Below are 18,548 nucleotides of genomic sequence, written 5' to 3'. Positions count from 1 at the left end.
ACCACGCCCACTTGCAACGGAGATTCCCGTTTGAGCCCGACTTCCATTCAAATCACCGCCGCCATCATTTTTGGCATTGCCCTGCTTCACACCTTTAGCGCCAAATTCTTCGAGAGCCTGGCCCATCGCACCCCGCGCCATGCCGGGCTACTGCATTTATTGGGCGAAGTAGAGGTCGTATTCGGCTTCTGGGCTTTTATATTGATTGGGCTGATGGCAGTCATGGCAGGTGGTGATCACGCCATTGAGTATGCCGAATCCCGGCATTACACCGAGCCACTGTTTGTCTTTGTGGTCATGGTGGTGGCAGCATCCAAACCTATCTTGCAATCCGTGCAGCAAATCATCGCAGTGATTGCGCGGCTATTGCCGATCAATACTGCCGTGGCCCAGGCCTGGCTTTGCCTGGCCGTTGTGCCACTGGTGGGCTCTTTCATCACCGAGCCTGCCGCCATGACGTTGGCCGCATTGATGCTGGCACCACAGATTTTTCGCCATGGCATTCCCGAGTGGTTGAAATATGCAGCGCTTGGCGTGCTGTTCGTCAACATTTCCATCGGCGGCACGCTCACTTCATTTGCAGCACCGCCTGTGCTGATGGTCGCCGCCACCTGGCAATGGGATAGCGCCTTCATGATGACGCACTTTGGCTGGAAAGCGGCAATAGCCGTGCTATTCAACGCCACCATGATCACCATCATACTGCGCAAGCATCTCAGTCAAGCGCCTGCCGGAAAAGCCAGCTCAGGCAAGAAAACGCCGTTGCTGGTATCCAGCATCCACTTTCTGTTTCTGGCCGGCGTGGTCATGTTTGCGCATCATCCGGTCATCTTCATGGGCCTATTCCTGCTGTTTCTGGGCTTTACCCAAGCCTACGAGCGTCATCAGAACCGGCTGATCCTGAAAGAAGGCCTGCTGGTCGGCTTCTTCCTGGCGGGCCTGGTCGTGCTGGGCGGCATGCAGCAATGGTGGTTGCAACCTATCGTGGCAAACCTTGAACCGGTCGCACTGTTCTTTGGTGCGGTTGCACTGACTGCTGTCACTGATAATGCCGCCCTCACTTATCTGGGCTCCCTGATTATGGGTATCTCAGAAGAGTCGAAATATATGCTGGTCGCCGGAGCCGTCGCAGGTGGCGGCCTCACCGTGATTGCCAATGCTCCTAATCCGGCCGGGGTTGCCCTGTTGAAAAATGGTTTCCAGGATGCCTCCATAGGAGCAGGGCAATTGTTACTCGGCGCCTTGCCACCCACGCTGGTGGCGATTGTATGTTTTTTCATGCTCTAAACAAGTGCAAAGCTGCCATGATCGGTGCGTTTTTTAGCCGCTTCAGCCCCAGCTTGCCGTACAGGGGACGGGCCAGTATCATGATTTGCCACTCCCCTGCTCGCCAGGAAATTCGCTCATGGCATTCCTGTATTTATTACGATGAAAGTCGCTCGCTTGCGTATTCTTTTTGTTAGCTCAGAAGCCCACCCCTTGATCAAAACTGGCGGCCTGGCCGATGTCAGTGGCTCGCTACCTGCCGCATTGCGAGATCAAGGTGAAGATGTCAGATTACTGATTCCCGGCTATCCCTCTGTCATGAAAAAACTGCAAGACCAGGCAAAGGCGCTGGAACTGCAAGACCTGCCCTACGTTGGCCGTGCCAGCCTGGTGCAGGGAAAAATGCCCGATACCGGCGTCGAGGTGCTGGCCATTGACTGCCCCAGCCTGTATCAGCGCGCAGGCAATCCCTACCTGGATACCACGGGCCGCGACTGGGAAGATAATCCAGTACGTTTCGGCGTCCTCTCCATGATTGCAGCCCGACTCGGCTGTAGCGACAGTCCGTTGCAAGACTGGATTCCCGATATCGTGCAATGCAACGACTGGCAAACTGGCCTGACCCCGGCTTACATGCAATTTCATACCAGAGCCCGGCCCAGCGTAAGCCGAGCACGCTGCGTATTCGGCATTCACAACCTAGCCTTCCAAGGCTGCTTTGCAGAGGAATGGGTAGCCCGCCTGGGCTTGCCGCCCGACAGTTACCAGATGCAGGGGCTGGAATATTATGGGCAGATGTCCTTTCTCAAAGCGGGTGTGTTTTACGCTGACGGGCTGGTCACGGTAAGCCCGACATATGCCCGGGAAATCCAGACAGCAGAATTCGGTTTTGGCATGCAGGGCTTGCTGGCAGAACGTGGACACGAGATACGCGGAATTCTGAATGGCATTGATGTGGACGAGTGGAACCCTGCCACCGACCTTCATCTTGCTCACGTCTATGATGAAAACACGCTAACAACGAAACAGGCGGTCAAGTTGGCATTGCAACAGCAGCAAGGCTTGCAACCAGCAGCGCAGCGGCCATTGCTGGGGGTGGTCAGCCGCCTCACCCATCAAAAAGGGCTCGACATGCTGCTGCCGATTGCCGATGCGCTGATTACCGAGCAGCAATGCCAGCTGGTGCTGCTGGGCGGCGGAGAGGCTGCACTGGAGCAAGGTTTTCGCGCGCTTGCGCAGCGTCATCCTGGCTCGGTCAGCGTGAGCATTGGTTATAACGAAGCCCTGTCGCATCAGATCATGGCTGGTGCGGATATCTTCGTCATGCCATCGCGCTTTGAACCATGCGGCCTGAACCAGATGTATGGCATGCGCTACGGGACACCACCGGTGGTGAATCGTACCGGGGGGCTGGCCGACTCCATCATCGACACCACTCCAGCCAGCCTGCAAGCGCAAACCGCCACAGGATTCATCATGGAATCTGCCGATACCACTGAGCTCTATAACACTCTCAGACGCGCAATCAACTACTTCCATGATCAAATAAACTGGAAAAAAATTCAGCAAAATGGCATGCATCGGGATTTAGGATGGGAGCAAAGTGCGAAAGAATATATTGATGTTTATCAAAGCATTGCCTGATACTCATCACGCATTGCATTAAAATGAAAAAGCCTGATGAAGACCATCAGGCTTTTTCATTTGGCTGTCATATTTTCAATCTATAGTGACGTCGAGCTTCAGTTTCACAAGCCCACTCAGCGATGTCTTAACCTATGGCATACAACATGCTTAGCCTTGAGTGAGCTTCTTCCAAAGCTTGACTTCTCCTCACTTAAAGGGTGCCTGCGGGCACCCTATTTTTTTATGCCGGATACGCTATTTATTAATCCAGCTTCAGGAAATGTTCGCGATAGTACTTCAGCTCTTCAATCGACTCATAGATATCTGCAAGCGCTTCATGCTTGCTGGCCTTCTTGAAACCACCGTGGATACTCGGTTTCCAGCGACGTGCCAATTCCTTGAACACGCTCACATCCAGATTGCGATAATGGAAATACGATTCCAGCTCAGGCATGTAGCGCGCCATGAATCGTCTATCCTGGCAGATGGAGTTGCCACACATGGGCGACTTGCCTGCAGGCACATACTGTTTCAAAAACTCTATCATCTGCTGCGAGGCAGACACTTCGTCCAGCGTCGATGCCTTGACCTTGTCAATCAGTCCTGATTTTCCGTGGGTGCCCTTGTTCCAGGCGTCCATGCCATCTAGCACGGCATCGGATTGGTGCACCACCAGCACGGGCGATTCCCCAAGTATATTCAAATCGGCGTCCGTAACGACGGCCGCCAGCTCGAGAATGCGGTCGCTATCAGGCAGCAGGCCGCTCATTTCCATATCCAGCCAGATGAGGTTATTTTGATCTTGTGACATAATGATTTCCATTAAAATAGGCTAATGCAGCGCGCTTTGGTGAACCTTCGCCGTAACGATGCTTCATACGGCAGTACCTTATAAGTTTAACTGAAAAACCACGACACTATGGCCTCGACTCTCACCCTAATCTTCTCCGCCCTGTTGATTCTGACCACCGCCATCAAGCTCTGGTTAGGCCGTCGACATATACGTCACATCATTGCGCACCGCATTGCCGTACCTGCTGCCTTCAGCCAAACCATCAGCATTGAAGCTCACCAGAAGGCCGCCGACTATTCCGCGGCCAAAACCCGGCTGATGCTGAGCGAGAGCGTGGCGCAGGCCATCTTGCTGGCGGCGTTAACCTTGGGCGGGGGCCTGGAGCTGATAGACAGCCTGTGGCGTGATGCATTGGCCAATCATGAGATTTTGCGTGGCGCTGCCGTCATTTTGTCTGCCATGATCGTCAGCAGCCTGGTGGAGTTACCATTTGATTACTACAAGGCCTTCGTCGTCGATCAGCGCTTTGGCTTCAACAAAATGACCCCTGCCATGTTTTTTACCGATATGGTCAAGCATGCGTTCGTGGGCCTGCTGCTCGGCGCCCCCCTGCTGTTTGCGGCGCTCTGGCTGATGCAGGGCGCCGGTGATTACTGGTGGCTCTACCTCTGGATCGTCTGGAGTGTATTCAACCTGCTGATGCTGGCGGTGTACCCGACCTTTATTGCCCCACTGTTCAACAAGTTTACGCCGCTGGCTGATGCTTCACTGAAGTCGCGCATTGAAACTCTGTTGAGCAAATGTGGCTTCAAATCGCAAGGCCTGTTCGTGATGGATGGCTCCACACGCAGCAGCCATGGCAATGCTTATTTCACAGGCTTTGGCTCCAGCAAGCGCGTAGTGTTTTTTGACACTCTGCTCGACCGGCTGGATGAAGACGAGATTGAAGCGGTGTTGGCGCACGAGCTTGGCCACTTCAAGCATCACCATGTGATCAAGCGTATTGTGCTCATGTTCTTCGTCACCTTTGTCGGTCTGGCCCTGCTGGGATGGCTCAAGCAACAGGCGTGGTTTTACACGGGCCTGGGGGTAAGCGAGACCAGCGATTACATGGCCTTGCTGCTATTCTTGCTGGTAAGCCCGGTGTTCCTGTTCCTGCTGCGTCCGCTGATGGCAAGCTACTCGCGCAAAAACGAATTTGAAGCAGACGATTACGCGGCCAAGCATGCCAATGCGCGTCATCTGATTGAAGCACTGGTCAAGCTGTACCGCGATAATGCTTCCACGCTGACGCCTGATCCATTGCACTCGGCATTTTATGACTCACATCCACCGGCCAGCATCCGTATTGCCAAGCTGGCGGTCAAATAGCATTGGAGAGCTCGTCATGCGTACATTGTTTCTGCTTTTGCTACTTAGCCTGACAATGAACGCGCATGCCGAGCCTTTTGCCGAGGGCGATGCCGCCATCGGCAAAACCATGGTCGAGAAAAACTGCATACAGTGCCATGCCAGCAAATACGGTGGTGATGGTTCCGCCATCTACACGCGTGAACATCGCCTGGTGAAAACCTCCCGTGGTTTATTGGCGCAGATCCGCAATTGCAACACCATGCTCGGCATGAAATGGTTTGAGGATGAAGAGCTGCATGTCGCCCGATACCTCAACCAGACCTATTACAAATTCGATCAATAAGCCCCGTTACAGGTATCATGCCTGATCACCACTGACAGAAATGTGCCTTTGAAAAATCAGGAACTGCAACATGGCCTTGTGATTGCTGCCTATGGCAAGCGCTATGGCGTTGAGTTAGACGATGGTCGCGAAATCAGCTGCGTCACCCGCGGCAAAAAAACCGACCTGGCCTGCGGTGATCGCGTCAATATCAAGCTCACCGACACGGCCGAGGGCGTGATTGAAAGCAACGATCCTCGTACCAGCCTGCTCTATCGCAGCAATGCCTTCCGCAGCAAGCTGCTGGCGGCCAATGTTACCCAGATTATTATCGTGCTGGCTACCACGCCCAGCTTTTACGAAGAGTTACTCAACCGTTGCCTGCTGGCAGCGGAAGCCGCGGGCATTGAAGTGGTGATTGTGCTCAACAAATGCGACCTGGGTGACAAGCAGGAGGCCATGGCAAAACTGCAGCGCTATGAGGCCTTGGGTTATCGCGTACTGCATATGTCCGCCCATCAGGACATCAACCCCTTGCGACCTCTATTGCAGGGACACACCAGCGTACTGGTCGGGCAATCCGGCATGGGGAAATCCACGATCGTCAACGCCCTGCTACCAGGCCAGCAGGTACGCACGCAGGAGGTCTCGCAAGTGCTGGATAGCGGCAAACACACCACCACCGCCGCCCATCTTTATCACCTGGATGCCGATAGCCATCTGATCGACTCCCCTGGCCTGCAGGAATTTGGCCTGCATCATCTTGATATCGAAGCCCTGGAGCGCGCGTTCATCGAATTCCGCCCCTATCTCGGCAAGTGCCGTTTCAATAATTGCCGCCACTTGCAGGAGCCAGACTGTGCGCTGAGAGAGGCGGCAGAGCGCCATGAAATTCATCCCGAACGCCTGCAATATTACCAATCCATGGCCCAGGAGCTGTTGCGCTAGCTGACTCAGGTTTTTCTGGCACACCGTTGAGATGGACAGGCAATAGATTTCAGGCTGAGGAATGGATGGGAACAGCCAATCCCCTTCAACTGTCCCAGCCGATAATATCCTCCTCATTCAGACTGGAGTCGTCCCCATGACCACAGCCATGATCAGCCATCCGGACAGCCTGTTGCATGTGATGGATGGCAAACACCCGGAATCGCCTGCCCGCATCACGGCGATCCATGAAGCGCTCGCGGCCAGCGGTCTTATCAAGCAATTGAGCTTATATGAGGCCCCTGCCGCCACCGATACGCAACTGGCACGCGTCCACAGCCCGGATTACATTGCCCGCATACGCCAGCTTTCACCTCCAGCCGGGCTGGTGCGGCTGGATGCCGACACGGCCATGGGACCGATGACCCTCTCAGCCTGCCTGCACGCCAGTGGAGCTGCGATACTTGGGGTAGACTTGGTCATGTCAGGCAAGGCGCAGCGCGCCTTCTGCTGCACACGGCCTCCTGGGCATCATGCCGGGCGTAGCCACGCTGCGGGCTTTTGCATCTTCAACCATGTGGCGGTCGCCACGGCGCATGCCCTGGGTCAGCACAAGCTTGACCGAGTGGCTATTCTGGATTTCGATGTCCACCATGGCGATGGCACCGAAGATATTTTCCGCGACAATTCGCATGTCATGCTGTGCTCTACCTTTCAGCACCCCTTTTATCCGCATCGCGGTGCCGATACGCGCAGCGCCAACATGATCAATGTCCCGCTGCCTGCCGGCACCAACGGCCCCGCCTTCCGCGAAGTCATGGAAAGGGAAATTGCCCCGGCGCTTGCCCGTTTCAAACCACAATTAATCATGATCTCCGCCGGATTTGATGCGCATCGGGATGATCCGCTGGCGGGATTGAAACTGGAAGCCGAGGATTACAGCTGGGTAACGGCCTTTGCCAGAAAGATAGCGGATCAGCATGCGCAAGGGCGCATCGTCTCGGTGCTGGAAGGTGGCTACGCCCTGCCTGCACTGGCAGAGAGCGCCGTCGCGCATGTGCGAGGCCTGCTCTGAATAGGGGCAAGCTATTCTGGCAAGCGCCCTGTTTTCCATAGAAATTCGCGCCGGTGTGAAGACAGCCACGAGGCGACACCTGCTATAATCGCGGCATGCAAATCACTACCCGCCTTGAATTTGATGCCGGTCACCGCATCCCTTGCCACAAAAGCCAATGCCGCAACCTGCACGGCCATCGTTACGCCATGGAAATTACCTTGTCAGGCGACATCATCCAGCAGGATGGCAGCTCGGATAACGGCATGGTGATGGACTTTTCCGACGTAAAAGCGATTGCCCGCGAGAGCGTGGTTGACGTGTGGGATCATGCCTTCCTGGTTTACAAAGGCGATGTGGATGTGCTGAATTTCCTCAACAGTCTGCCCAATCATAAAACGGTAGTGATGGAGAGCGTGCCCACCGCTGAAAACATGGCGGCAGAAGCGTTTCGTATCTTGAACAGCCGCTATCAGGATGTCTATGGCAATCACCTGAAGCTGGAGCGCGTACGCTTGTATGAAACCCCCAACAGCTGGGCGGATGCGCTCGCCTGAGCTTTCACCGGTAGTTTTCAGTTTTCACACAGACGTACCCGAGTTTTACCCCAACAGTGTGGGTGTTTCCATCACCTGCAGCAGTGCCTGACGCCAATCCGGCAACCGAACACACCAATCCTGCTCCAGCAAATCGCCATTCAACCGGGAATTGGCAGGCCGGGCTGCCGGGGTCGGATATTCGGCCGTCGTAATCGCCCTTACCGCATCGGAAGACACGCGCAATGGCGGCCAGCCACGCTCGGCCTGCAAGCCTTCGTACGCTTGCAGGATGGCGACGGCAAAGCCATGCCAGCTCGTGTATCCGCTGTTGGTAAGGTGATAAATGCCGCTACGATCCGCTTGCCAGGCTTTCAGTAAGGCAAGCGTTGCAGTGGCAATATCATGACTGCTGGTCGGTGCGCCGAATTGATCTGCTACGATGCCCAGGCTGTCCCGCTCGCGGGCAAGCCGCAGGATGGTATGCAGGAAATTCTTGCCATAAGCGCCGTATACCCAGCTGGTACGCAGGATCAGATGCTGCGGACCGGCCTGTTGCACGGCCTGCTCCCCTGCCAGCTTGCTTGCGCCATACACACCGAGTGGGTTGGTGATGTCGGTTTCGCGATAAGGCTGGCTGGCGCGCCCATCAAACACGTAATCAGTTGAGTAATGCACCATGCGTGCACCCAGCTCTGCCGCCTCTTCCGCCAGGATGCGCGGCGCTTCAGCATTAATGGCATACGCTAGTTCGGGCTCGGTTTCGGCCTTGTCCACCGCGGTATAGGCTGCCGGATTCACAATCACATCGGGCCGCAATGTGCGCACAATGTTGCGGATGGCGGCCTCATCAGACAAATCCAGCGCAGCACGATCGAGCGCCGTGACCGTGCCCCAGGTAGCCAGCATGGGTAACAATGCATGACCAACCTGACCATGCACACCGGTGAGTAAGATACGGGGAGAAATCAATGGGAGCTATTCAGGGGAAAGTTAATCGAAACAAGGCGCTAACAGGAAATCCAGTCCACGGCTGTCTTTGGCAGAAAGCGCTGGTGGCGCCGTCAGTTGCCAATCAATGTTCAGTGTAGGGTCATCCCAGCGTATGCAGCACTCATGCTCGGGGGCATAAAAATCCGTCGTTTTGTACAAAAATTCGGCAAACTCTGACAACACGACAAATCCGTGGGCAAAGCCTTCTGGCACCCACATCTGCCGGCGGTTTTCTGCCGAGAGGATGGCGCTGGTCCAACGCCCAAAGCTGGGGGAGCTTTTGCGCATATCCACAGCCACATCCAGTACTTCGCCCGCCACTACCCGCACCAGCTTGCCCTGGGGCTGACGAATCTGGTAATGCAGCCCGCGTAAAACGCCCTTGGCCGAGGCCGAGTGATTATCCTGGACAAAAGTGCGTTTGAGGCCCGTCAAGGCTTCAAATGTATTCTGGTTATAGCTCTCAAAAAAGAACCCCCGGGCATCGCCAAACACGTTGGGTTCAAAAATCAGCACATCTGGTAAATCCGTTGCAACGACTTGCATCAAAATACCCTTTCTTTCAGCATGCGGGTCAGATACTGGCCGTACCCATTCTTGCTGTACAAAGCCGCAATCTCTTCCACCTTGGCGGCATCGATATACCCCATGCGGTAGGCAATTTCTTCGGGGCAGGCCACTTTCAGGCCTTGCCGCTTTTCGATAGTTTCAATAAACAACGAGGCTTCCAGCAAGGACTCGTGCGTGCCGGTGTCGAGCCAGGCATGACCACGCCCCATCACTTCCACCTTGAGCTGGCCAGCAGCCAGGTAATGGCTGTTGATGTCGGTAATTTCCAGCTCACCACGTGGCGAAGGCTTGAGCGAGGCAGCAATATCACTTACCTGGTTATCGTAGAAATAAAGCCCGGTCACCGCATAGCGGGATTTAGGCGTCACCGGCTTTTCTTCCAGGCTGACCGCCTGGCCTTGATCATTAAATTCCACTACACCGTAGCGCTCCGGGTCATTCACTGGATAAGCGAATACCGTTGCGCCACTGGTGCGATGGGCTGCGGCATGCAAGTCACTACCCAGATCATGCCCGTAGAAAATATTGTCCCCCAGGACCAGCGTGCTGGGAGAATTGCCCAAGAACTCACGACCAATCAGAAAGGCTTGAGCAAGGCCATCTGGCGATGCCTGGACGGCATACTGAATATTCACGCCCCACTGGCTACCATCACCCAGCAACTGCTCAAAACGCGGCGTATCCTGCGGCGTGGAAATCAGCAGGATATCGCGGATGCCAGATAACATCAGTGTCGACAGCGGGTAGTACACCATGGGCTTGTCATAGACCGGCAGCAGCTGTTTGGAGACGGCCTGGGTCACCGGGTAAAGCCGCGTGCCGGAACCTCCGGCGAGGATAATGCCTTTTCTCATGCTGCGCTCTCCGCATAATGCTGATCCAGCCAGCGGCGATATTCGCCAGAGTTAACGTTCTCAACCCAATCCTGATGCTCCAGATACCAGGCCACGGTTTTGCGGATGCCGGTTTCAAAACTTTCCTGCGGTTTCCAGCCCAGCTCGCTATATAGCTTGCTGGCATCAATGGCATAACGGCGGTCATGCCCGGGCCTGTCCTTGACGAAGGTAATCTGTTCGCGATAACTACGTCCGTCCTCACGTGGCTGGAGATTGTCGAGGATGTCACACAGCAATTGCACCACATCCAGATTCGCTTTTTCGTTCCAGCCACCAACGTTGTAGGTTTCGCCCACCCGTCCGGCTTCCAGCACGCGGCGGATGGCACTGCAATGATCTTTCACATAAAGCCAGTCGCGAATCTGCTGACCATCTCCATAGATAGGCAATGGCTTGCCAGCCAGGGCATTCAGCAGGCACAGCGGGATGAGTTTTTCAGGAAAATGATACGGGCCGTAATTGTTGGAACAGTTGGTGGTCAAGGTAGGCAGACCGTAAGTGTGCTGATATGCCCGCACCAGATGGTCGGAGGCCGCCTTGGATGCCGAGTAAGGGCTATTCGGCGCATATGGCGTAGTCTCGGTGAAGGCCGGATCATGCGCCGCCAGCGTGCCATAAACTTCATCAGTCGATACATGCAGAAAGCGAAACGCAGACTGCTCCGTAGTATTCAGACCGCTCCAGTAATGGCGAGCCTCCTCCAGTAGATGAAAAGTACCGACGACATTGGTCTGGATAAAGTCCTCCGGCCCATGAATGGAGCGGTCAACATGGCTTTCCGCAGCAAAATTGAGAATGGCGCGAGGCTTGTGCTCGGCCAGCAACTTTGCCACCAATGCCCGGTCTCCAATATCGCCATGGACAAAGACATGATCTGGATGCTGCTGCACGGCCTCCAGATTTTGCAGGTTTCCCGCATAGGTGAGTTTGTCCAGATTGACCACGCGCCCCAGACCAGCCGCCAGCCAGTCCAGTACAAAATTGGCGCCAATAAATCCAGCACCTCCGGTCACTATAATCGTGTTGTTCAAGGTTGTTGTCTCTCGATTATTCAGTTTGTTGCAGTTCTTGCCAGATACAAGCCCCGCCCTTGGCAAGGCTTTGCAGGTATTGCTGATGAGCGGCAACTTCGGTCTCATCCGCCAGCAACACTTTTTGCGAGATGGTCTGTATGTGAAGGGCATCATTATCATCGTTATGTGCTGGCGTATCCAGCATGTCGATGATCAGACTCTCCTGCCCCCGCGTCATTGCCAGATAGACATCGGCCAGCAATTCCGCGTCCAGCAAGGCACCGTGCAAGGTGCGCTTGGAGTTATCAATACCAAAATGGCGGCACAAGGCATCCAGATTGTTACGCTGCCCTGGACGCATTTCCTTGGCCATCTTCAGCGTGTCGATAATGCCACTGGCGACCGACTCAATGCCGGGTTTCTCGATGCGGCCCAACTCCGCATTCAGGAAGCCCACATCAAACGGAGCATTGTGAATAATCAGCTCGGAATCCTGCACAAAATCCAGAAACTCGCCAACGACATCGGCAAAACGCGGCTTGTCCTGTAAAAACTCCAGGGTTATGCCGTGGACTTCCTGCGCCCCTGCGTCAATCTCGCGATCGGGATTGAGGTAGACATGGTAATGCTGGCTGGTAATGCGGCGATTGATGACCTCTACCGCCGCAATTTCAATAATGCGATGGCCTTGTGCGGGATAAAGCCCGGTGGTTTCCGTATCCAGAAATATTTGTCTCATGCGCGCTCCTTCGCCTCCAACGCCTGCAACACCCCCTGATTGGCCAAGGCATCGGCGCGCTCATTGCCCACGTTGCCAGCATGACCTTTCACCCATAGCCACTCAATATTATGCGGCTGTACGGTTTGATCCAGCTCGCGCCAGAGATCTTCGTTCTTGACGGGCTTCTTGTCGCTGGTGCGCCAGTTCCGGGCCTTCCAGCCTTTCATCCACTCCGTGATGCCCTTTTGAACGTACACAGAATCCGTATAGATTTTGACCTGACAGGGACGCTTCAATGCCTGCAATGCACGAATCACGGCTGTCAGTTCCATGCGATTATTGGTGGTGAGCAGCTCTCCGCCACACATTTCTTTCTCATGACCGCCCATCGCCAGCCATGCTCCCCAACCGCCAGGGCCGGGATTACCTTTGCATGCGCCATCCGCGTAGATGACGACGCAAGCTTCTTCAACTGCCATATTCATTTATCTCGATTTCGTTTGATTTTCTGGCTGGGCGATGCAACCAGCCGGGGCTTGAGTCTGGCGGCATTCCAGTTGGGACGAATCACTCGCATGCCCAGTACGCGTTTACGGGCTACAACAAAATAGACACCACCGCGCATTGGCCACCAACGCCCCCCTGCACGATCCAGAAAACGGCTCCGTTCCAGCCAACGTGCACTGACCCATGGCGGCGCATAGCAAGTCATGCCGGTGCTGATTATCTCAAAACCCAGCAACGCTAGCCAATCCTTAATGCGCAGCAAAGGTAAAAAGTTGCCATGCCAGGGATATCCCTGGCGTTTTCCCAGCATGCGCTTTATGCCCCAACTGCTGAGCGGATTAAAGCCACTGATCATCAGATGTCCTTCAGCAACCAGCACCCGCTCAGCCTCACGCAGGGTCTGATGTGGATCTTCACTGAAATCCAGAGTGTGGGGCATGAGCAACAGATCGATGGTATTGGCAGAAAAAGGAAGCTGGGTGGAGTCGCTGATCACTTCGCCGTGTTGAATATCCGTATGAAACATGAAGGGCATGCGGCATTGTTGCAGTAAATTGGCTTGCGGCAAGCCGACTTGCAAGGCGTTGAAGCCGAACACATCTGCCACGGCCTGGTCGAACAAACATTGCTCGCGCTCCAGCAAATAGGCGCCAATAGGCTTTGCCAGCCATGACTGCTGATCGTCTATTGACATTTATTCCTCAACATCGAAGTATCGCACTATGTATGACATCATCCCTATCCCGGCTTTTTCAGACAATTACATCTGGATGCTGCATGCCCATGGCCAGGCAGCGGTGGTTGATCCAGGCGATGCCGAACCGGTTCTGCGGCAATTGGACACCTCCGGGCTCCAGCTGCATACCATCCTTATCACCCACCATCATAACGACCATATTGGCGGTGTAGAAACGCTGCAAAGCAAAACGGGGGCCCGTGTGTATGCGCCAGCGCGTGAGAGTTATCCGTTTCCGCATCAGCCAGTGCAGCAAGGCGATCAGATCACCCTCGCGTTTTTACCCCTGACACTTGACGTTCTCGACGTGCCGGGCCACACCCTTGGACATGTGGCCTATTATGGCGCAAAGCTTCTGTTCTGTGGCGATACCCTGTTCAGCGCGGGCTGTGGACGTCTGTTTGAAGGCACGCCAGCCCAGATGCTGGATTCGCTAAACAAGCTGGCTGATCTGCCAGCGGAAACCGCTGTCTATTGCACACACGAATACACCGAACACAATCTGAAATTTGCCCGACAGCTCGATCCGTCCAACACAGCGCTACTGGCAAGACAGGCGCAAGTAACCCAACTACGACGGCAAGGCCTGCCCAGCCTGCCCAGCACGCTCGCCATCGAACGCGACAGCAATCCTTTTCTCCGCTGCGAAAGCGCAGCCATCCGACATGCATCCGGCATACATGAACCGAACCCGTTAGCTGTTTTTACTGCTATCAGGGAAATGAGAAATCATTTTTAATCATTAACATAATCGAACATGTTAAAGCTGAACTTTGCCTTGACTTGAGAGGCGCCCATTGGCTACTATTGCATGAATTTCAGCTATTTAAGACATCGCCTCATGACTATGCAACGCATACTGAAGCTGGTTATCCTGGCATTTCCGTTTTCCTTCCCTGTTTACGCCGATCGCAATCTTGCTGGTGATGACATCATCGTTCTCAGCGAACCCATCCGCGACAGCAGCATTGACACTTCATTACAGTTTTCCTCGCGTCTGCAGAATGACCCGGTATTAAATTATGTACCTGAGCTGGCAAGCGCCCAGCCTGGGCACTCCGCCGCCGAGCTGGCGCAAGTTTCCACCGACAATCTGTGGCAACGCATCCGCAATGGCTATGGCATGCCGGAAGTGGACTCGCCCTACACCGCGACCCATGAGGCTTGGTATGCCGCCCGCCCCGACTACGTCAGACGCATGGTGGAACGCAGTCAGCGCTATCTGTATCACGTCGTGGTGGAAGTGGAAAAACGCGGCATGCCCACCGAGATCGCCTTGCTGCCCATGGTCGAGAGCGCTTTCAACCCACAAGCATATTCCAAGAGCCATGCTTCCGGCATTTGGCAATTCATTCCATCGACTGGCAAGAATTTTGGCCTGAAGCAGGATTGGTGGGTCGATAGCCGTCGCGATGTGACCGCAGCGACCGATGCCGCCCTGACCTATCTGCAAAAGCTGCACCTGATGTTTGGTACGTGGGATCTGGCTCTGGCAGCCTACAATGCCGGCGAAGGTACCGTCAGTCGAGCGATTGCGCGCAACCGACAGCAAGGGCTGCCCACCGATTACAACAGCCTGCCCCTTCCTCCCGAAACCCGAAACTACGTTCCCAAGTTGCAAGCGGTCAAAAACATCATGACCAACCCTGAACTCTACGGCTTGAATATCCAGAGCATTCCCAATCGGCCGTATTTCACCAAGGTCACAGCGCCCCAGCAAATTGATGTTCATTTGGCCGCCAAGCTTGCCGAAATATCCTTTGAAGAATTTTCATCACTCAACCCCGAATACAACCGCCCGGTAATGACTGCCAGCGGAAACGCTCATGAAATCCTGTTGCCAATAGGGGCTGCAGAGACCTTCAAGACCAATCTGGAGGCTTACGACAAGCCGCTGGTCAGCTGGCAGACCTATCATGCCAAGCGCGGGGAACGCATGGCCAGCATAGCCCGCAAATTTGGCATTCCGCTGGCGGAACTGCGCAACGTGAATGATCTGCCATCGCGCGACAACCTGATCATGGCAAGACCGTTGCTGGTACCGATGGACAACGGCGCCAAAGCCGATGCCAACATTGTGCTGGCGGAACATGTGAATGTCGCCGAACCCGCCATGGCGCAAGTTGAAACCACACCCATACTTCGCCACAAGGTGACGGGCAAAGACACGCTGCAAAGCATTGCAAAACGCTACAAACTATCCACACAACAGCTAATGGCACAAAATCAGTTAAAGTCATCTAAACTGAAAGCCGGGCAACTGCTGAATGTCGCTTCTGGATCCGCCAGAGTTTCCAAAGCGGTGGTGGCCAGTAGCACGCCTCGCAAGGCTGAAATCAGTAAAAGCAAGCTGGTGGCTAGCAAAAAACAGCACTACATCGTAAAGCGTGGCGACACCCTTGAAAGCATCGCCAGAAAATTTGATGTTGCTCGTGATGAGCTGCAGCGCTGGAACAAGATAAGCGGTTCACGTATCGTGCCCGGTGCGATACTTACAGTTGCCAAGCCTGATCAAGCCTGATCGCTTTGCTAGCCCCTCGTTGATGGAAAGGCCGCTTTTGCTTAAATACCTGTCCTTGCGCATGGGCATCATGTTATCGCTTGGCCTGCTGCTGACCGCGTGCAGCAAAGCTCCCAGCGGCAATGCTGCCGACTTTGACCAATCCTATCCGCCCTCTTCCGGCGGCACGCTGATTGATGCAACAGCGGGCGAACCCAGTGGTCTCATTCCAATGATTGCGGGGGAAGCCGCGGCTTCGGCGGTCGCCAGCAATATCTTCAACAGCCTCCTTAAATACGACAAAAACCTCGAGCTGCAAGGCGAGCTGGCACAAAGCTGGAGTGTGTCGCCTGATCAGAAAACCATTACGTTCAAGCTCAAGCCTGGTCTCAAGTGGGCCGATGGCAAACCACTGACCAGTGCAGATGTCCTGTTCACCTGGAAACTGGTGACCGATGACAATACACGCACGCCCTATGGCTCTGACTACAAGCTGGTCATTCGCGCCGAAACCCCGGACCCAGCGACATTCAAAGTGAGCTATGCCAACCCCTATGCGCCTGCGCTGGATTCCTGGGCTGGCTTGCAGATATTGCCGGAACATCTGCTCAAAGGACAGGACATCAATACCACCTCTTTCCGCTTCAAGCCTGTGGGCAGTCATTACTACAAACTGGAAGAATGGAAGCCAGGAGAGCGTATCTCGCTGGTTCGCAACCCCAACTCCACCCAGGGGCCTCCGCGCATAGATCGCCTGGTATCGCGCTTTATTCCTGACCCTGCTGCGCAGTTTCTCGAATTGCTGGCAGACAATATCGACTCGATGACGTTAAACCCGATTCAGTATTCACGCATTGTGCCTTCGCGTGAGGATCTGCAGAAAAAGCTCGCCCTCTACAAAGAGCTGGGTAATAACTACACCTACCTGGGCTTCAATCTCAAGCACAAGCCTTTTGATGACATTCGTGTCCGGCAAGCCATCAATTACGCCATCGACAAGCAAGAACTGATTGATGGCGTATTACTGGGCTTGGGCGAGCCGGTTTCCTCGCCTTACAAACCTGGCACACGCTGGACCAACCCTGACCTCTCACCCTATCCTTACGACCCTAACAAGGCGATTTCGCTCATGCAGGCTGCCGGCTACACCGGGCGTGACAATGAGGGCTATTTGCTACGTGATGGCAAACGCCTGAGATTTGACATTCTGACCAATCAGAACAAGCAACGCGAAATGAGTGCGGTGCTGGTGCAGCGGCGCCTGAAAGAAATCGGCATAGACGCCAATATCCGCGTCATGGAATGGGCAAGTTTCATTGGTCGTTTCATCAAGACTGGAGACTTTGATGTGGTATTGCTGGGCTGGGGACTTTCTCTGGATCCTGACCAATACAACATCTGGCACTCTTCGCAGCAGGCACCTGGGCAATTCAATTTTATCGGTTATAACAATCCTCGCGTGGACAAACTGTTGGAGCAAGGCAGGCTGGAGCTTAATCCAGACAAGCGCATGAAAATCTACCATGAGTTTGCCAGCATCCTGCTCGCCGATAGCCCCATCGTCTACCTGTATGCAGGTTATGGCTTGCCCGCCATCCACAAGCGCGTCAAAGGTATAGACAATCCGGCGCCGCCTGCTGGCATTGGTTACAACTCCTATGACTGGTACATACCTCCGCCGTTGCGGCGCAATGAAATCAGCCAATAAGGTGCATGCATGATCCGCTATCTCTTGAAACGCTTGTTCTGGATGGTGCCGCTACTGGTCGGTATCAGCCTGATTTCCTTTCTGATCATGCATCTGGCGCCAGGCGACATCACCAACTCGGAAGCCAGCTTCAACCCCAAGGCCAGTGAAGAGTCTCGGCAGAAGCTGCGCGAGCTATACAATCTGGATAAACCCATCATCGTGCAATACGGGCTCTGGCTGAAACGCATGGTCAAGCTGGATTTTGGCACCTCCTTCGCCTCCCACCAGAAGCCGGTATTCTGGGAAACGAAGGATGCCGAAGGCAATGTGATCAAGGGCATGATTCAGGAAGCCCTGCCGATCACCCTGTTGATCAATGTCTTGAGCCTAGGCCTGATTATTTTTGCCGCGGTGCCTTTAGGGGTAGTTTCGGCCATTACCCAGAATCGACCGCCAGATCGCGCCATTACCCTGTTCGTGTTTATCGGTTTTGCCATTCCCGGTTTCTGGCTGGCGTTGATGTTGATGTACTGGACGGGCGTGGTGCATGACTGGCTGCCTATTTCCGGCATTCATAGCCTTAATCACGACAAGATGAGTGCCTGGGGCCAATTATGGGACACCCTGACCCACCTGGCCCTGCCTGTCTTCATTTCTGGCCTGAGCGGCCTGGCAGGTATTTCCCTGTTTATACGTAATGGCATGCTGGATGTGCTGCATCAGGATTACATCACCACCGCGCGTGCCAAGGGTCTTTCCGAAAACACGGTGGTGTATCGCCATGCGCTACGCAACGCCATGCTGCCATTGATTACCATTCTTGGCTTGGCGATTCCCGGGCTGATAGGTGGATCAGTCATTGCCGAATCCATTTTCGCCATCCCCGGAATGGGCAAGCTGTTTTACGATGCGGTGCTCATGCGTGACTTTCCAGTCATCATGGGCATCCTGACCATAGGGTCGGCTTTAACTCTATTGGGCAATCTGATCGCGGATATCGCCTACGCCTGGGCAGATCCTCGCGTGCGACGGGGAGTCATGTAAT

19 protein-coding genes are annotated in these 18,548 nt (G+C 54.6%); 11 read left to right on the top strand and 8 right to left on the bottom strand.

Going from position 1 to position 18,548, the window contains the following annotated elements:
• Window positions 1-30: 30 nt before the first annotated feature.
• Together LG203_RS03395 and glgA are read left to right on the top strand one after the other, a co-directional pair.
• Window positions 31-1,287, top strand: a complete 1,257-nt coding sequence (locus LG203_RS03395) for a putative Na+/H+ antiporter (RefSeq protein ID WP_230344494.1) — start codon at window positions 31-33, stop codon at window positions 1,285-1,287.
• A 141-nt stretch (window positions 1,288-1,428) separates the two neighbouring features.
• Complete coding sequence (gene glgA / locus LG203_RS03390; protein ID WP_230344493.1) at window positions 1,429-2,910, top strand: glycogen synthase GlgA; 1,482 nt, start codon at window positions 1,429-1,431, stop codon at window positions 2,908-2,910.
• A 244-nt stretch (window positions 2,911-3,154) separates the two neighbouring features.
• Here glgA and orn read toward each other — a convergent pair whose 3' ends face one another.
• Window positions 3,155-3,703: an oligoribonuclease gene (gene orn / locus LG203_RS03385; RefSeq protein ID WP_015830130.1), complete on the bottom strand. Its 549-nt coding sequence runs from the start codon at window positions 3,701-3,703 to the stop codon at window positions 3,155-3,157.
• 108 nt (window positions 3,704-3,811) lie between these two features.
• On the opposite strand from orn, the gene LG203_RS03380 reads away from it, so the two are divergent.
• The 5 genes from LG203_RS03380 (at window position 3,812) to queD (ending at window position 7,898) form a co-directional block, all read left to right on the top strand.
• A complete protein-coding gene (locus tag LG203_RS03380) occupies window positions 3,812-5,056 on the top strand; it encodes a M48 family metallopeptidase (RefSeq protein WP_230344492.1) in 1,245 nt (414 codons plus the stop codon).
• A gap of 16 nt (window positions 5,057-5,072) precedes the next feature.
• A complete protein-coding gene (locus LG203_RS03375; protein WP_230344491.1) occupies window positions 5,073-5,381 on the top strand; it encodes a cytochrome c in 309 nt (102 codons plus the stop codon).
• Between the two features lie 48 nt (window positions 5,382-5,429).
• Complete coding sequence (gene rsgA / locus LG203_RS03370; protein ID WP_230344490.1) at window positions 5,430-6,308, top strand: ribosome small subunit-dependent GTPase A; 879 nt, start codon at window positions 5,430-5,432, stop codon at window positions 6,306-6,308.
• Window positions 6,309-6,444: 136 nt separating this feature from the next.
• Window positions 6,445-7,362 carry a histone deacetylase family protein gene (locus LG203_RS03365; protein ID WP_230344489.1) on the top strand — a complete coding sequence of 306 codons (918 nt, stop codon included), beginning with the start codon at window positions 6,445-6,447 and terminating at the stop codon, window positions 7,360-7,362.
• A 95-nt stretch (window positions 7,363-7,457) separates the two neighbouring features.
• On the top strand, window positions 7,458-7,898 hold the full coding sequence (gene queD, locus LG203_RS03360; protein WP_230344488.1) for a 6-carboxytetrahydropterin synthase QueD: 441 nt from the start codon (window positions 7,458-7,460) through the stop codon (window positions 7,896-7,898).
• Window positions 7,899-7,943: 45 nt separating this feature from the next.
• Here queD and rfbD read toward each other — a convergent pair whose 3' ends face one another.
• The 7 genes from rfbD to LG203_RS03325 are packed head-to-tail and all read right to left on the bottom strand — an operon-like array spanning window position 7,944 to window position 13,271.
• On the bottom strand, window positions 7,944-8,849 hold the full coding sequence (gene rfbD / locus LG203_RS03355) for a dTDP-4-dehydrorhamnose reductase (RefSeq protein ID WP_230344487.1): 906 nt from the start codon (window positions 8,847-8,849) through the stop codon (window positions 7,944-7,946).
• Window positions 8,850-8,870: 21 nt separating this feature from the next.
• Window positions 8,871-9,416: a dTDP-4-dehydrorhamnose 3,5-epimerase gene (rfbC, locus tag LG203_RS03350; RefSeq protein ID WP_230344486.1), complete on the bottom strand. Its 546-nt coding sequence runs from the start codon at window positions 9,414-9,416 to the stop codon at window positions 8,871-8,873.
• Window positions 9,416-10,294, bottom strand: coding sequence for a glucose-1-phosphate thymidylyltransferase RfbA (rfbA, locus tag LG203_RS03345; RefSeq protein ID WP_230344485.1), 879 nt, complete (start codon window positions 10,292-10,294; stop codon window positions 9,416-9,418). Before rfbA ends, rfbC begins: the two co-directional genes overlap by 1 nt.
• On the bottom strand, window positions 10,291-11,367 hold the full coding sequence (gene rfbB, locus LG203_RS03340) for a dTDP-glucose 4,6-dehydratase (RefSeq protein ID WP_230344484.1): 1,077 nt from the start codon (window positions 11,365-11,367) through the stop codon (window positions 10,291-10,293). The genes rfbA and rfbB overlap by 4 nt, the downstream gene beginning before the upstream one ends.
• A gap of 16 nt (window positions 11,368-11,383) precedes the next feature.
• Window positions 11,384-12,088 carry a DNA polymerase III subunit epsilon gene (gene dnaQ / locus LG203_RS03335; protein ID WP_230344483.1) on the bottom strand — a complete coding sequence of 235 codons (705 nt, stop codon included), beginning with the start codon at window positions 12,086-12,088 and terminating at the stop codon, window positions 11,384-11,386.
• Window positions 12,085-12,549 carry a ribonuclease HI gene (gene rnhA / locus LG203_RS03330; protein WP_230345023.1) on the bottom strand — a complete coding sequence of 155 codons (465 nt, stop codon included), beginning with the start codon at window positions 12,547-12,549 and terminating at the stop codon, window positions 12,085-12,087. The genes dnaQ and rnhA overlap by 4 nt, the downstream gene beginning before the upstream one ends.
• 2 nt (window positions 12,550-12,551) lie before the next feature.
• A complete protein-coding gene (locus LG203_RS03325; protein ID WP_230344482.1) occupies window positions 12,552-13,271 on the bottom strand; it encodes a class I SAM-dependent methyltransferase in 720 nt (239 codons plus the stop codon).
• A 28-nt stretch (window positions 13,272-13,299) separates the two neighbouring features.
• Here LG203_RS03325 and gloB point away from each other — a divergent pair, with 28 nt between their 5' ends.
• The 4 genes from gloB to LG203_RS03305 all read left to right on the top strand — a co-directional run bounded on the left by gloB (window position 13,300) and on the right by LG203_RS03305 (window position 18,547).
• Entirely contained in the window at window positions 13,300-14,052 is a 753-nt protein-coding gene (gloB, locus tag LG203_RS03320; RefSeq protein ID WP_230344481.1) for a hydroxyacylglutathione hydrolase, read from the top strand.
• 72 nt (window positions 14,053-14,124) lie between these two features.
• The gene (locus LG203_RS03315) at window positions 14,125-15,834 is read left to right on the top strand and encodes a lytic transglycosylase (protein ID WP_407665347.1); all 1,710 of its coding nucleotides are present in this window, start codon (window positions 14,125-14,127) and stop codon (window positions 15,832-15,834) included.
• Between the two features lie 61 nt (window positions 15,835-15,895).
• Window positions 15,896-17,521: a peptide-binding protein gene (locus tag LG203_RS03310; RefSeq protein ID WP_407665363.1), complete on the top strand. Its 1,626-nt coding sequence runs from the start codon at window positions 15,896-15,898 to the stop codon at window positions 17,519-17,521.
• A 9-nt stretch (window positions 17,522-17,530) separates the two neighbouring features.
• Window positions 17,531-18,547 carry an ABC transporter permease gene (locus tag LG203_RS03305; RefSeq protein WP_230344478.1) on the top strand — a complete coding sequence of 339 codons (1,017 nt, stop codon included), beginning with the start codon at window positions 17,531-17,533 and terminating at the stop codon, window positions 18,545-18,547.
• The last annotated feature ends 1 nt before the right edge of the window (window position 18,548 follow it).

The sequence above is a fragment of the Methylovorus mays genome, from assembly GCF_020531915.1.
GTDB lineage: Bacteria > Pseudomonadota > Gammaproteobacteria > Burkholderiales > Methylophilaceae > Methylovorus > Methylovorus mays.
The sequence above is the reverse complement of the archived record's forward strand: the minus strand, read 5'-3'. Positions and strand labels throughout refer to the sequence as shown.

What these genes read in the sequence shown, in the direction of transcription:
- glgA (WP_230344493.1), top strand. Translation starts at nt 1,429, where the DNA reads ATGAAAGTCGCTCGCTTGCGTATTCTTTTTGTTAGCTCAGAAGCCCAC.
- orn (WP_015830130.1), bottom strand. Translation starts at nt 3,703, where the DNA reads ATGTCACAAGATCAAAATAACCTCATCTGGCTGGATATGGAAATGAGC.
- LG203_RS03380 (WP_230344492.1), top strand. Translation starts at nt 3,812, where the DNA reads ATGGCCTCGACTCTCACCCTAATCTTCTCCGCCCTGTTGATTCTGACC.
- LG203_RS03375 (WP_230344491.1), top strand. Translation starts at nt 5,073, where the DNA reads ATGCGTACATTGTTTCTGCTTTTGCTACTTAGCCTGACAATGAACGCG.
- LG203_RS03365 (WP_230344489.1), top strand. Translation starts at nt 6,445, where the DNA reads ATGACCACAGCCATGATCAGCCATCCGGACAGCCTGTTGCATGTGATG.
- queD (WP_230344488.1), top strand. Translation starts at nt 7,458, where the DNA reads ATGCAAATCACTACCCGCCTTGAATTTGATGCCGGTCACCGCATCCCT.
- rfbC (WP_230344486.1), bottom strand. Translation starts at nt 9,416, where the DNA reads ATGCAAGTCGTTGCAACGGATTTACCAGATGTGCTGATTTTTGAACCC.
- rfbA (WP_230344485.1), bottom strand. Translation starts at nt 10,294, where the DNA reads ATGAGAAAAGGCATTATCCTCGCCGGAGGTTCCGGCACGCGGCTTTAC.
- dnaQ (WP_230344483.1), bottom strand. Translation starts at nt 12,088, where the DNA reads ATGAGACAAATATTTCTGGATACGGAAACCACCGGGCTTTATCCCGCA.
- rnhA (WP_230345023.1), bottom strand. Translation starts at nt 12,549, where the DNA reads ATGGCAGTTGAAGAAGCTTGCGTCGTCATCTACGCGGATGGCGCATGC.
- LG203_RS03325 (WP_230344482.1), bottom strand. Translation starts at nt 13,271, where the DNA reads ATGTCAATAGACGATCAGCAGTCATGGCTGGCAAAGCCTATTGGCGCC.
- gloB (WP_230344481.1), top strand. Translation starts at nt 13,300, where the DNA reads ATGTATGACATCATCCCTATCCCGGCTTTTTCAGACAATTACATCTGG.
- LG203_RS03315 (WP_407665347.1), top strand. Translation starts at nt 14,125, where the DNA reads ATGAATTTCAGCTATTTAAGACATCGCCTCATGACTATGCAACGCATA.
- LG203_RS03310 (WP_407665363.1), top strand. Translation starts at nt 15,896, where the DNA reads ATGGGCATCATGTTATCGCTTGGCCTGCTGCTGACCGCGTGCAGCAAA.
- LG203_RS03305 (WP_230344478.1), top strand. Translation starts at nt 17,531, where the DNA reads ATGATCCGCTATCTCTTGAAACGCTTGTTCTGGATGGTGCCGCTACTG.